11 protein-coding genes are annotated in these 14329 nt (G+C 51.6%); 7 read left to right on the forward strand and 4 right to left on the reverse strand.

The features are described 5' to 3' along the window. Window positions 1-5 precede the first annotated feature (5 nt). Window positions 6-1742: an amino acid permease gene (locus tag L1278_RS15515; protein WP_371927365.1), complete on the forward strand. Its 1737-nt coding sequence runs from the start codon at window positions 6-8 to the stop codon at window positions 1740-1742. Here L1278_RS15515 and L1278_RS15520 read toward each other — a convergent pair. Genes L1278_RS15520 through L1278_RS15530 form a run of 3 tightly spaced genes read right to left on the reverse strand, consistent with a single transcriptional unit; the run spans window position 1739 to window position 5601 of the window. After that, on the reverse strand, window positions 1739-3052 hold the full coding sequence (locus tag L1278_RS15520) for an amine oxidase (protein WP_253405932.1): 1314 nt from the start codon (window positions 3050-3052) through the stop codon (window positions 1739-1741). The two genes, L1278_RS15515 and L1278_RS15520, sit on opposite strands and share 4 nt — an antisense overlap. A 59-nt stretch (window positions 3053-3111) precedes the next feature. After that, window positions 3112-4314: a UDP-galactopyranose mutase gene (gene glf / locus L1278_RS15525; protein WP_253405933.1), complete on the reverse strand. Its 1203-nt coding sequence runs from the start codon at window positions 4312-4314 to the stop codon at window positions 3112-3114. Window positions 4315-4350: 36 nt separating this feature from the next. Then, entirely contained in the window at window positions 4351-5601 is a 1251-nt protein-coding gene (locus tag L1278_RS15530) for a glycosyltransferase family 1 protein (RefSeq protein WP_253405934.1), read from the reverse strand. Window positions 5602-5855: 254 nt separating this feature from the next. Between L1278_RS15530 and L1278_RS15535 the strand changes: the two genes are divergently transcribed. Further along, the gene (locus tag L1278_RS15535) at window positions 5856-6569 is read left to right on the forward strand and encodes a hypothetical protein (RefSeq protein ID WP_253405935.1); all 714 of its coding nucleotides are present in this window, start codon (window positions 5856-5858) and stop codon (window positions 6567-6569) included. 99 nt (window positions 6570-6668) lie between these two features. Then, entirely contained in the window at window positions 6669-8093 is a 1425-nt protein-coding gene (locus tag L1278_RS15540) for a sugar MFS transporter (protein WP_253405936.1), read from the forward strand. 522 nt (window positions 8094-8615) lie between these two features. On the opposite strand, the gene L1278_RS15545 is transcribed toward L1278_RS15540, so the two are convergent. After that, window positions 8616-10934, reverse strand: a complete 2319-nt coding sequence (locus tag L1278_RS15545) for a GH92 family glycosyl hydrolase (RefSeq protein WP_253405937.1) — start codon at window positions 10932-10934, stop codon at window positions 8616-8618. Window positions 10935-11550: 616 nt separating this feature from the next. On the opposite strand from L1278_RS15545, the gene L1278_RS15550 reads away from it, so the two are divergent. From L1278_RS15550 to L1278_RS15570, 4 genes are all read left to right on the forward strand, one after another. Continuing rightward, window positions 11551-12105: a 3'-5' exonuclease gene (locus tag L1278_RS15550; protein WP_253405938.1), complete on the forward strand. Its 555-nt coding sequence runs from the start codon at window positions 11551-11553 to the stop codon at window positions 12103-12105. Window positions 12106-12231: 126 nt separating this feature from the next. Further along, window positions 12232-13113 carry an SRPBCC family protein gene (locus L1278_RS19690; RefSeq protein WP_371927366.1) on the forward strand — a complete coding sequence of 294 codons (882 nt, stop codon included), beginning with the start codon at window positions 12232-12234 and terminating at the stop codon, window positions 13111-13113. A gap of 24 nt (window positions 13114-13137) precedes the next feature. After that, window positions 13138-13572 carry a VOC family protein gene (locus L1278_RS15565; protein WP_253405939.1) on the forward strand — a complete coding sequence of 145 codons (435 nt, stop codon included), beginning with the start codon at window positions 13138-13140 and terminating at the stop codon, window positions 13570-13572. 326 nt (window positions 13573-13898) lie between these two features. Continuing rightward, window positions 13899-14324 carry a hypothetical protein gene (locus tag L1278_RS15570; RefSeq protein ID WP_253405940.1) on the forward strand — a complete coding sequence of 142 codons (426 nt, stop codon included), beginning with the start codon at window positions 13899-13901 and terminating at the stop codon, window positions 14322-14324. The last annotated feature ends 5 nt before the right edge of the window (window positions 14325-14329 follow it).

Below are 14329 nucleotides of genomic sequence, written 5' to 3' on the forward strand. Positions count from 1 at the left end.
ATTACGTGAAGAACCTTACCCGCCGCAAAAATGCCACAGCCCTTTTAGAGGACTACAGGGAGGATGGCAACATCCAGGGAACCAACCTGGTGCGCAACCTCCAATTCAGGGATCTGGTTGCCTTTGGTATCGCCGCCATCATCGGGGCAGGCATCTTCAGCACCATCGGTAATGCCAGCGCGGCCGGCGGACCCGGGGTTTCGCTGCTCTTTATCTTCGCGGCCATCGCCTGCGGTTTTTCGGCCCTGTGCTACGCCCAGTTCGCCTCTACTATACCTGTGTCGGGTAGCGCCTATACCTATGCCTATGCTTCTTTCGGGGAGCTTGTGGCCTGGATCATCGGCTGGGATCTGCTCATGGAGTATGCCATCGGCAACATTGCCGTGGCCATCTCCTGGTCCGACTATTTTACGGCCGTGCTCCGGGGAGTCGGTCTGGGCATGCCCGAGTACCTGACCATGGATTTCCTGAGCGCTTCGCGCGGCTTCCATGAGGCGCAGACGCTGCTCGCACAGGGGCAGGCCTTATCTTCCTTCCCCACCCATATGCAGGAAGCTTTTTTGGCCTGGCAAAACGCACCGTTGCTGGGGGACTTCAAACTGGTAGCGGATATACCTGCGTTGGGTATCACGGCACTGATTACGTATTTGGTCTACATCGGCATCAAAGAATCCAAGCGCACGGCCAATTTGCTGGTGCTGCTCAAGCTCATCGTTATTTTGCTCGTCATCACAGTAGGCGCCTTCTATGTGAACACCGACAACTGGACTCCCTTTGCCCCGAACGGACTAGCGGGCATCATGAAGGGCGTGTCTGCCGTTTTCTTTGCTTACATCGGCTTCGATGCCATTTCCACCACTGCCGAGGAGTGTGAGAATCCGAAGCGCGACCTGCCCCGCGCCATGATCTTCACGTTAGTGATCTGCACGGTATTGTACGTGGTGCTGGCACTGATACTGACAGGTATGGTGCCGTTCAGCGAACTGGCCGTAGGCGACCCGCTGGCTTATGTGTTTTCAAGGGTGAACCTAGATGCTATGGCCGGTATTGTGGCTGTGAGTGCCGTTATAGCCATGGCCAGCGTGCTCCTGGTTTTCCAGTACGGGCAGCCGCGTATCTGGATGGCCATGAGCCGCGACGGTCTTTTGCCCAGAGCCTTCTCCCGTATCCACCCGAAACACAAAACGCCCGGCTTCTCCACGATCGTCACCGGTTTTGTGGTGGCCGTACCGGCCCTCTTCATGAACCTGACCGAGGTCACAGACCTGACCAGCATCGGTACGCTGTTCGCGTTTGTGCTGGTGTGCGGCGGCATCCTCTTGCTGGAGGAAAAGCAGAAAGCCGCTACAGCGGCGCACAGGGGCTTCCGGGTGCCCTATGTCAATGGCCGCTATGTGTTGCCGCTGCTGTTACTGACGGCTGTGGCACTGCTGTACCGCTTCCGTGCCGCTGAGGTGAGCGGCCTCTTCAGCCTGGATGGTGGTTGGGAAAGCTTCCAGCACAAATTACCGCTGCTGGGCTTTATCGGTATTGCCGCTATCCTCACTGTCCTCACCTGGATCCGAAATCTTTCGCTTATACCGGTGCTGGGTCTGCTCACTAACCTATACCTGATGACGGAACTTGGCCTGACAAACTGGACCCGCTTTTTGGCCTGGCTGGCGCTGGGCCTGGTGGTATACTTTGCGTACGGTTACCACAATAGCAAGCTCCATCAACCACAGGGAACTAAAGCGGCTTAAATGAGCCATACCTTGAGAAAAAGTAGAAAAATACTCAATTTTCCATTAACGGCCTGCCGCAGCTTCCTAAAGCGCAGGTTTCTTCCCGACATTTTACTGTGAGGTCGCGACATTCCTCTTTCTTCACCCGTGAAAATGAGCTCCTCCATCATTTGATGGGCATCTAGCAGGGCTTCGGCATAGGGTTGGTACAACACACGCTCCGGCAGTTCACCGGGCTCTTCTTCCGCGTCCCAGAGCCCGGACCGGTGCCAGGGTGAAAGATGGTCCCAATCGGGACGGTCGATGATGGGGTAAAGACAGATGCCCCATAAAGGTATACCTGCCTGCAGGGCGGCGGCGCATTCCTCTGCAACAAAACGGATCCAGTGCGGACGGTCTATACCAGGGTGGCTTGTCTCTGCCAGCGCGATAGGCTTCTGGTAGCGGGTATAGGCCATTTGCAACAAATTACGCAAAGGCTGCCAGCGCTCGTCCTGATGCTCGTTCACCCAGCTCAACTGTGCGTGCGTGCCCAGCTCCCATTGGTTGCTGTAGTAGTAGTTGAGCCCCAGTATATCCAGGAATTCCGGCCGGCCGCCCAGTTCGGGGCAAACATGGCCGCATAGCATATCCACTGCCTGGAACTGGTGCTCATGCGCCAGCTGCGCCTCGGCCTGTAGCTCGGGCGAGCAGTCGCGGGGGGCTACAATATTCACCAGCGGTTCTGTGGTCAGGATCCGGATATTCGGGTCGACCTCGCGCATGGCCGCTATACCTTCAATATAGGCACGCATCAGGCCGTACTTTACCTCCCAGCCCTGCCCAATACAATACGGCGAAGTGCCTCGCACATCGCCTCCCAGCCACGAGATAAAACTCACTTCGTTGATCGGCGTGACCACCAGCGGGCCATCCGGGAAATGGGAACGGTAAAACTGCACAAAAGCACGGCACATGGCGGCAAAGCGCCTGGCAAACATGGGGTGCAGGGGCGTCAGATCATCGGGGTACCCAAAATGGCAGAGGTCCCATACCTGCTGTATGCCCAGTGCCCGACCCTGCTTCAGCATGAAGCCTACGGTTGTCCAGTCGTATTGGTAGGGAGTTTTCTCCACCTGGCTCCACCGTATACCTTCCCGCACTGTCCTGATCTGGAAAGGCGCCAGGTTCCGATAGTCCTGCTCCAGCAAAGCGAGGTGGCCTGTCAGGGTGAGGAAGTCTACCCTGTTACCAAAGGCATTGAGTTTATCGGTACACTCAAACCCAGCCATCCAGAAGGACTGAAAAGGACTTTCAGGTAAGGTGGTGTTCGTTGCTTTATCTGCCATAAGCCTGTGGAGTAGGAATTGCCTGCTACCTGACCGATAACAGGCAAAATGTATCGATATCAGGTGGTTTTGCCGCTGCCTTTGATGCCGGCACGCAGCTCTACCTCGTCGAGCTTTATGCTATGTCCGTTATGCCCGACCAAAGCGCTATCCAGCAAGGGCAGCACCTCTTCCTGGCACGACAGCTTTTTAAATAGCGTGAGCGCCTGTGCCACCACCTGGTCCATGTTGTAGTACTTGTAAGTAGCCAGTCTGCCGACAAAGTGTACTCCCGGCGTGGCATCTGCCAGCTTTTTGTACTGGTTGTAGATGGCCGTGTTCTCAGGGCGCGGCACCGGGTAATAGGGGTCTCCCTCAGCCTGCGGATATTCATATACCACGCTCGTTTTGGGATGCTGCTGACCCGTCAGATACTTGAACTCCGTGATGCGGGTGTAGGCGTGCTCGTTAGGATAGTTCACAACTGCAGAAGGGAGGTGCACGGGCGCATCCAGCGTTTCGTGTTTAAACTCAAGCGAGCGGTAAGGGAGTTTTCCAAACCTGAAATCAAAATATTCATCCACCGGGCCAGTATAGATCATCTCTTTGAAAGGAATTACGTCGAGTATTTCGTGGTAGTCCGTATTGAGCATGATCTTGATGTTGGGATGGGCCAGTAGCTTTTCGAACATGCTGGTGTAGCCGTGAAGCGGCATGGCCTGGAAGGTATCGGTAAAATAGCGGTCATCGCGGTTGATGCGCACCGGCACGCGGGAAGTCACGGACTTGTCCAGTTCTGATGGGTCCATGCCCCACTGTTTGCGGGTATAGTTGCGGAAAAACTTTTCGTAAAGCTCGCGTCCTACTTTGCTCACCACTACATCTTCAGAGGTCCGCACCGGCGATACCTCTTCTGCTACGGATTTAAAGAAATCATCCACTTCAAAAGAGGTCAGGCTGAGGCCGTATAATTTGTTGATGGTATCGAGGTTGATGGGCATGGGGACCAACTGTCCGTCTACGCTTGCGAGCACCCGGTGCTCATAAGGGCGCCAGGCCGTGAAGAGCGACAGGTAGTCGAACACCTCCTTTGAGTTAGTATGGAAAATGTGCGGCCCGTATTTGTGCACCAGTATGCCGTCTTCGTTATAATGATCGAAGGCGTTGCCGGCGATATGCGGACGCTTATCAATAATGAGTACTCTTTTATGCAGCTGAGAGGCCAGGCGTTCAGCTAGCACACTGCCGGCGAACCCCGCTCCTACGATCAGGTAGTCGAACATATGGTATTGAATTATGATATAAGTGATTACTCCTGATCAGGCCTGCTGCTTTTTCAACTCCAGGGCACCCACGATCAGTCTGGTCATACTGCTCCAGGTGTTGTCCCAGGACAGGTCGGCCATGAAACCATCTACTGCGGCCAGCCATTGTTTATCCTCCTGCTGTGTCAGGGCGTGCTCCACAGCCGTGATGAAGGAATCAGAGGTGTCGGCAATGTGCACCAGACCGACCTCCCCATAAGGGCGGACTACATCCCGGATCGGAGTTGACACCACAGGCTTGCCGGCTGCCAGGTACTCGGGTGTTTTAGTCGGGCTGATAAATTCGGTGGACTCATTGATGGCGAAAGGAAGGAGCGCCACATCCCAGCCACTCAGGTAGGCCGGCAGTTCCTTATAGGACTTGCCTCCCAAATAGTGAATGTTGGCGTGACGGGGCAGTGTAGCCGGATCGATCTTTACCACCGGTCCGATCATGATCAGGTGCCAATCCGGTCGGGCAGTTGCCAGGGCTTCCAGTAGTCCGAGGTCCATGCGTTCATCTATCACCCCAAAGAAACCAATGCGGGGCCCCGGTATACTGGCCTGATCAGCGGGCTCTGGCAATCGGGTGCGCGCCCTGGAAAAGTGTGCCTTGTCGATGCTGCTTGGAAAGGCATGAACCTGTGGGTGCTGCTTTTTCTTGGCCTCGTACAGGCTTTGGCCTCCTGTAAAAACAAGGTCTGCTTTCTGAAAGAGCGCGCGTTCCAGTTCTTTGAGTTGTGCGGGCGCAAATCTGAAAGCCGATAGCTCATCCATACAGTCGTACACGGTGAGCACCGGCGAAAAGTGCGCCGTAAAGCCGAGGGCCATTGGTGTATAGTACCAGAAAAGGTAGTGCGTCAGTTGATGTTTGACGAATAGCTGGTTCAGTAGATTGCGTTGTGCAGTCACCACAGCTTCCACGGAAAAACCATAGGGCATGTGCGGCACGACGAGTTGTACATGACCTTCGCGCTCAGCCACCTGCAGGTATGGCTCCTGGCAGTCAGTGAACAGGGGCTCTTCCACGAAGAAGACACGCGCATGCCTGGCAAAGCGCGAGAGCAGGTGCTGTGGCCGCTGGTAGACAAAATCCCAGCGCAGGTGCGACAGGCAGACCACATCTGGCAAGCCTTGAAAGCCATTTGCAAGTGCTGTCCCTCCAGCCGGTTTTTTGTGTGATACAGTTTCTCTGTCAGAAACCACACTTGTATTGTCCTCGCCGACTGATTCCGGCGCATTTGATTCAGAGTTTGTTTTAAACATAGCGTTTTTTAAGAGACTTATGGCCAGGCTACAGGTTAGCAACACGAATTACCAGCCTGATGAGACAAGTTTTACTTACTACGTAAATTGAGGTCAATCAACTCAAGAAATTACACGTATTTCCACTGGTTTATACACTTAATTCTTACATGCTTTATACCTACTTTCTGCTACTAAGGAATTTACAGGTGCCCGATAGGCTGATTTTACAACAGAATGCCTATTTTGCAAATTAGAAAAAGCAGGTAGCAGGTATGGCTGATTCACAAGTGGCAGACAAAGAAGGGATAAGGGGTAATGGCATCGGCATACGCAACGAACGGTCGCTGCATGCCGCCCTGAAGCAATGGTATGCCCAGCCCGGCGATTGCTTTGAAGTACCTGTTAGCGGATTTGTGATTGACCTGGTGCGCGGAGAGCAGTTGGTCGAGATACAGACGCGAAATTTCACCGCCATCCGGCCAAAACTGCAAACCCTTGTACAAGAGCACCGCGTACACATGCTGCACCCGATCACGCTCGAGAAATGGATTGTGCAGGTAGACAAGTCCGGTGGTTCAATTTTGTCAAGGCGAAAGTCAACTACGAAGGGAGCGCTGACCGACCTGTTCGAAGAGCTCGTACGACTGCCGGAATTAATGACCAATGCCAACTTTTCCATTGAATTCCCGCTGATACAGGAAGAGGAAGTGCGCTGCAAAGACGGCAAAGGCAGCAAACGCCGCAAGCGCGAAAGCCTGAAAGACAGAAGGTTGGTTAGTGTGGTCTCGTCCAGGGTGTTCAGCAAGAGTACCGATTTTCTGGAGTTTCTGCCTCCTACCCTGACCCAGCCCTTTTCGAACAAATGCCTGGCAAAGGCTACCGGTCTGCCCACGCACCGCTGCAGGCAGATCACCTACTGCCTACGTAAAATGGATGCGATTGTGGTAGTCGGAAAAAGAGGGAATGAGCTGCTCTACGAGTGGTAGTGAGTAAAAACAAAACGAAAGCAATCCGGTAAATCCAGAAAAGCATTATATTGTCATACCTTATACGCAATACGAACCTTAACACTAAACTATACCCTGATGCCATCCATCACGCCTATTAAGACCGACGAAGCTGCTTCACAGTCTACAGAATCAACGCGGGACTATAGAAATTATACCTCTCCGCTGATCGTCGTTACGCTCCTCTTCTTTATGTGGGGCTTCATTACCTGTATGAACGACATCCTGATCCCGAAACTGCAGGAGGTGTTTACGCTGCAGCTCTGGCAGGCCATGCTGATCCAGACAGCCTTCTTTGGGGCCTACTTCATTGTGTCGTTCCTCTACTTTATAACTTCCATCGTTAAGGGCGATCCTATCCAGAAGATCGGGTATAAGAATGGCATCATCATCGGTCTGATCGTGGCAGCCCTGGGCTGCACCCTCTTTTACCCGGCAGCCGAGTTTCATAGCTATGGTCTTTTCCTGATGGCTTTGTTTGTACTGGCTTCCGGTATTACGGTACTGCAGATCACGGCCAACCCTTATGTAGCGATTCTGGGTCCGCCCGAAACCTCGTCCAGCCGTATGAACCTGTCACAGGCACTTAATTCCTTCGGCACCACTATCGCTCCCATCATCGGTGGTTACCTGATCTTCGACCAGGTGGCTTCTGCTCAGATTGATACGGCGGACTCCGTGAAACTCCCCTACCTGGGACTTGCCGCGCTTTTATTGCTGTTGGCTCTGTTAATTAAGGTGGCAAGACTTCCCCGCCTGGAAGGCAGCGGTAAAATTGAAACCGGCGCTGTGGCTATGAAGCATCCGCATCTGGTGTTGGGCATTATCTGTATCTTCATGTATGTGGGCGGTGAAGTAAGCATAGGCAGTGCCCTGATCAACTACATTAAACTACCGCAGATCACAGGCCTGACCGAATCGGAGGCGAAGCATTACCTGGCCTTCTATTGGGGAGGTGCCATGATCGGTCGCTTTTTCGGGGCTGTCGCCTTGAGCACCCTGAAGCAAACCGGCAAGTATGCTGTGATCGGCTTGATCGCTCTGGTCACTTTTTTTACAGTGTACGTGCTGTATGACCTCAACGAAGCGCTGATCATTCTCGGATTGATTGCAGTAAACGTGCTGGTGCTCTTGCTTGCCCGCTTTATACCTAACCGCACCGTAGGTCTGTTTGCCATGGCCGTGATCGGCTTGCTGCTGATTGGCGTGTTGGCGGAAGGTTCGCTGGCTATGTGGGCGATCATCGCCATCGGTCTGTTCAACTCCATCATGTTCCCAACCATCTTTGACCTGGCCATTAAAGGACTCGGCCGCCATACCAGCCAGGGTTCTTCCCTCCTGGTAATGGCCATCGTAGGCGGTGCCATCGTGCCCCCGCTGCAAGGTCTTTTCGCCGACCTAACCGGCGATCTGCAGCTTTCCTTCATCATCCCGATGATCTGCTACGCTTATATTGTCTATTATGGCTTTGTTGGGTATAAAGTGAAGGAAGTTAAGGTATAGGGCCCTGATAATGCACATTGAGAAAAAGACCGCAGGTAAACCTGCGGTCTTTTTTTGTCTGAATTAGGATTTACAGAGGGCCCCTACCCCCACGGATTTACAGGATTTTCATGCACGATTGACATCCCCCTGCCCCCTTCAAAGGGGGACTTTTGGCCATTACCATTAAACAGCTACAGCATAGTGGCAAACGCCGTTTAGGCTCCTAATGATTTAACCTCCCCCGACCCCTCCTTGTCTAAGGCGCGGAGTCTGATACTACCATAGCTAAAGGTATAGGCTTCGTCGCATCTGTCAAGACCACCGGCAGGTTTAGCAAGACTTACTTGCACTCTCACTACGAAGCAGAAAACGGTGCCCGGTGCACCAATGACGATTTTGTGTTTGAGCGGTCAGCGAGTTTAAAATCGTCTTGTTTTTTTGCATACTGGGGGTAGGGGCCCTCTTTCTTTTCATCAAGGAAAAAAGTGAGGCCCGCCCGGCCAGGGCAAGCTATAAAACAGTAATGGTTGCTATACCTAATCAAGGCGCTACAGCGAAAAGCTTCCTATTAGGCTTACTCCCCATGAAAAAGATAATCTTCCCGCCATTCATGATCTCGCCATGCGTCAGGAAAGCGCGATGCACCGGCTTCCCATTCAACTCCATCTTCTGCACATACACATTCTTATCGCTCTGGCTCTTCACGTCGATGGTGAAGGTCTTGCCGTTCTCCAGGTTGATAGTGGCTGATCTGATGGCTGGACTCGTAATAGCATACTGGTCGGAGCCGGGGGCAACCGGGTAAAAGCCCAGGGCACTGAAGATGTACCAGGCACTCATCTGGCCGAAGTCGTCGTTGCCGCCCAGGCCGTCGACTGTTGGCTTGTACATGGCTTTGAGTACCATCCGGGTGCGCTGCTGTGTTTTCCAGGGTTGGTCGGTCCAGTTGTAGAGGAAAGGCACGTGATGTGAAGGCTCGTTGCCGTGCACGTAGTTACCGATGATGCCTTCGCGGGTTATGTCTTCGGTGTTCTCGAAGTACTTATCCGGCAGCTCCATCGTGAAGAGCGAGTCCAGGCGCTGGGCAAAGCGGATCTTCCCTCCCATCATCGCGATCATCTGGGCCGGATCGTGTGGCACGTAGAGGCTGTAGTTCCAGGAGTTGCCTTCAATGAAGCCCTGTCCGTGCGTGTCCAGCGGGTCAAACTCCTTTTTCCAGGTACCATCGCTCAGTTTTGGGCGCATGAAGCCCGATTTGGCGTCGTATACGTTCTTGTAGTTCTGGGCACGCTTGCTGAATTCCTCGTAGATGTCCTGTCGGTTCAACTTCTTCGCCATTTGGGCAATGCACCAGTCGTCGTAGGCGTACTCCAGTGTTTTTGATACGGAAGAACCGTTCTTATCCTCGGGTACATATCCCATCTCCATGTAATATTCCAGTCCGTCGTAATAGCGGGTGCGGGCGGTCTGCACGCAGGCATCCAGCGCACGGTTCGCATCAAAGTTACCGTTTCCTTTCATCACGGCATCCGCGATCACCGGCACGGAGTGGTAGCCGATCATGCACCAGTTTTCGTTAGCGTAGTGCGACCACACGGGCAGCATTTTGTGTACGCTCTGATCATAGTGAGCCAGCATGGATTTGATCATGTCGTTGTTGCGGGCGGGCTGCAGAATGTTGAAGAGCGGGTGCAGCGCCCGGTAGGTATCCCAAAGCGAGAAGCTGGTGTAGTTAGTAAAACCATCAGCCTGGTGCACGTTCATGTCGAGGCCTCTATACCTGGCGTCCACGTCCATGTAAGTGGTCGGCCCCAGGAAGGCGTGGTACATGGCGGTGTAGAAGTTCACCAAGTCGTCTTTGCCGGCATCCACCACTACTTTGCTGAGCTCCTTGTTCCAGGCAGCTTGTCCTTCGCTCTTCACCCGCTCAAAATCCCAGTGCGGAATCTCAGCTTTCATGTTGGCCAGAGCGCCTTCGGTACTCACCGGCGAGAGCGCAAACTTTATCTTGATCTTCTCTCCTTCTTCAGTCTTAAAATCGAAGTATGCGCGGATCTTTTTGCCGGCAAACTCGGGGAAGTTTTTGGTCTGATTGAACTTGCGCCAGAAGCCTTTGTATACCTGGGCCTCCGAGTAGTCTTTGTTGCCATACTGGTAAAAAGGCTTGCTGAAGGACATCGCAAAGTAAACCGTGCGGGTGCGGGCCCAGCCGTTGGTCTGGCGGTAGCCGGTGATCAGGGTATCGTTCTCCACCCGCACAAAAGTCCAGGTGGTTTTGCCGTCGTAGTTGTAGATGCCCGACATCAAGTCGAGGATGATGTGCGCTTCGTCTGACTTCGGGAAGGTATACTGGTGCATGCCCACGCGGTTGCTGGCCGTGAGCTCTGCCAGGATGTTGTGGTCGTCGAGCTTCACTTTGTAGTAAGCCGGTTCTGCTACTTCATTTTTATGCGAAAAAGCGGAGCGGTAGCCACTTTCCGGTTTGTCGGCCGTGCCGGGATTGAGTTGCAGCTTACCGGTAGTCGGTGCGATCAGGAAGTCGCCGAGATCGGAGTGGCCGGTGCCGCTGAAGTGGGTGTGGCTGAAACCGACAATCGTTTTATCGTCGTACTGGTAGCCGGCGCAGTACTTGTACACGTCCTTATTATACCTGCCATTCACCTCGTAGGGTATCGTATCGGTATCCGGACTCAGCTGCACCATTCCAAAGGGCACCGTGGCACCCGGATAGGTATGGCCCATTTTGGCGGTGCCGATCATGGGGTTGACATACTTCACCAGGTCAGGTGTTGAGGACTTCTTCTGGGCGAAGGCCAGAATAGGTATAAACAGGAGAATGGAAAAGGCTATACTTCTCATAGAATGGGCTGTCGGTTCGGAAATCAGGTTAGGATGACGTGTTTAAAGTTAAGGGTTATTTTTAAAATATAGTCCCTTGCTTTGTATGATGCTTTTAACTCAAGATATTTATTACTCAACGTGTCATCTCGACAGGATGGAGAGATCTGGAACATTTTAGATGTATGAAAATATTTCGGATTTTCCCGAATTTGGCCCCTGCCCTCCATTGCCATCAGCTTAATTATCTAGTATAGCTGATTCGGATTTATCAATCCGAATCCTAATCGAAGGTCCCTACCCCCAACTGTTGCGGGTCTCCAGACCCGCGTGTGTCGGCACACGGGGATGTGGACATCCCCAACAGAAATCTTCGGGACATGGATGTCCCGAAGAGCACTTGAGAAATCCTGAAGAGCAGTGAGCGGTTGCTTTACACATTCCATTAACTGTTAGAATTCCTATGTCATTTCGACAATAGGAAAAATCTGAAGCATCGAGCGGACATATAAATAACCCAGATCTCTCCTATCGTCGAGATGACAGAAGAGGCTGAGATCACCTCCACATGGTTTCAGCAAATTGACTAAATTGCACCCTCGCTTTTCTATACCTTGTATTTAAATTTGCCCGCCTGATGGATTTTATTGCGCTTGATTTTGAAACGGCCACACCGCAACGTGACAGTCCTTGTGAGATAGGTATAACCGTGGTGCGTGACAGACGGATTGTCGAAACGCGGTCCTGGCTGATCAAGCCATTGTATTACCCCAACTTCAATTCCTTTAACATCGCCGTGCACGGCATCCGGGCGGCCGACGTGAAAGACCAGCCTGATTTTGCAGAGCTTTGGCCGCAGCTAAAACCCTACCTCGAAAACCAATTGCTGATCGCCCACAATGCGAGCTTCGACATGAGCGTGCTGCGCAAAACGCTCGCTACCTATGGCATTCCGCTGCCGGAAGCGCGCTATACCTGCAGCCTGAAGTTTTCGAAGAACATCTGGAAAGGGATGCACAAGTACGACCTCAAAACGCTCTGTAACATGCACCGCATCGATTTCTTGCATCACCGCGCCGCCTCCGACGCCGATGCCTGCGCCCGGCTCTCGCTAAAGGCCCTCGACCTGACGGGCACCTGCTCAGAAGAAGAATTCGACGCGCGTATGGGAAGTAAAATTGCCAGGGTATAGCGATTTCGGCTTATAATTTTTAGTTAAAAGAAAGCTGTATTCTACCAGAAATTATAATTAATGTGTAATTTAGGTATGGTTTACACCTGAGTAAATGACCTATTCTCTCACACTAACTGTATTACTATGGAAAAAAATTCAGCGACCGTCACCATCAGTGCCAACATAAAAGCACCGGTCACAAAGGTCTGGCAATGCTGGACTGAGCCGCAGCACATCACCAGGTGGAACAATGCCTCCGATGACTGGCATACCCCACGGGCAGAAAATGACCTCCGGGTGGGCGGCACGTTCCTCTCCAGGATGGAGGCCAGGGAAGGCAGCACGGGCTTCGACTTCAACGGAACTTACACCGATGTGCAGCAGCACGAGCGTATTGCCTATACCCTGGAGGACGGCCGGAAAGTCGAGATCAAATTCGAGCCAAATGGGGATGAAACCCGCGTCACGGAGACCTTTGACGCAGACCCAAGCCATTCGGTGGAGATGCAACAGGCGGGCTGGCAGGCTATTCTGGATAACTTCAAAAAGTATGTGGAGGCCGCTGCAAAGTCCCGCACGCTGCATTACGAAATAATCATTTCTGCCCCTGCCGAAAAGGTTTACCGCACCATGCTCGACGAGGAAAAATATAAGATCTGGACCGCTGTTTTTCACCCGACATCGCATTACAAAGGCTCCTGGGAAAAAGGCGCTAAAATCCAGTTCCTGGGTCTGGATGAGCAGGGCGTTGCCGGCGGCATGGTCAGCCGGATAAATGAGAATATTCCGAACCAGTTTATCAGCATCGAGCACCTGGGCCTGGTGCAGGGCGACACCGAAATCACGAGCGGACCGGAAGTAGCCGAATGGACAGGTGCGCTGGAGAACTATACCTTTACCGAAAAGCAAGGTGAAACGGTATTGGCCATTGACGTGGACACGAACCAGGAGTACGAAGCCCACTTTTCAGAAACCTGGCCTAAGGCGCTGCAGAAAATAAAGGAAATGAGCGAAGCCGGGTCTTAACCTTCTAAAACACAAAATAAAATTATGCCAACAGTAAGCACTTACCTCAACTTCACGAACCAGACCGAGGAAGCTTTCCTTTTCTACAAATCGGTTTTCGGAACCGAGTTTATCGGAAACATTTCCCGCTTTAGCGACATCCCTCCTTCCAAGGACATGCCTCCTATACCTGAAGCCGACAAAAATCTGATCATGAACATCGGTTTGCCGATACTGGGCGGGCACTTGCTCATGGGAACGGATGCGCCTGAATCGATGGGTTTCCGGCTCACGAAGGGCAACAATGTGTACATTACCCTGCACCCTGACTCCCGCGAGGAAACGGAGCGCCTGTTCAAGGCACTATCCGAGGGCGGCAAAGTAGAACAGGAACTGCAGGATATGTTCTGGGGCGACTACTACGGCAGTTGCGAAGACAAATTCGGAGTCCACTGGATGTTCAACTGCGATCAGAAGTAATTTCTAACAGAAATCATAAAAGCAAAAGAGCCGCTCTTTCAGGTATGGAAGGCGGCTCTTTTCAATCATAATTTGAATGTCTTTTGCAAGTAGGTGTAGCTTTCGGGCATGGCTGGCACGTGTGGGTGTGTCTGCAGGAGTATAAAACAGTTTACAGTATTTATATTAGGAAATTTATATATAATGCTTTTAAGTAAATTACATATTTGTTATACTTACAACAGGTATAGCTTTACCATGAGTTAACTGATAGATTAAATTCACTAAAAATATTTAAATTAGTTAACGATCACTTATTGTGTAGTGTAGCATATTCTTGACAAAAAATGATGAAAATTAAGTTATCTATTAATATTATTCTCTTTTTTTCCATTAGTTTAATTAGTTGCGATTCAGGTTATGCGGATAGCAGTACATTAACTTATGAAGAAGCCAAACTCACAATTGAACAAAACGAAAAGCTTTACCCTCTAAATTTTCTTGATGTGGATGGCACTTACAGAAAGAATTTTATTGGTGAGTGGGTTCTTGAGGGCAAAATAAATAGTAAAGCTACTTTAGCGAAATATAAAGATGTAGTACTTGATATAAGATACTATAGTAAAACAGAAACTCTTTTAGGTAATGATAGAAAAGTTATTTATGACTATTTAGCTCCAGGTTCGAATATAAAATTTAAAATAAAAACTTTTGGTCCCAAGGGTGCCCAAACAGTAGGAATTAATGTTGCAGACGCTGCCATAGCAGATTAGTACTT

It is taken from the genome of Pontibacter sp. HSC-36F09, from assembly GCF_024171605.1.
In the GTDB taxonomy this organism is placed as follows: domain Bacteria; phylum Bacteroidota; class Bacteroidia; order Cytophagales; family Hymenobacteraceae; genus Pontibacter.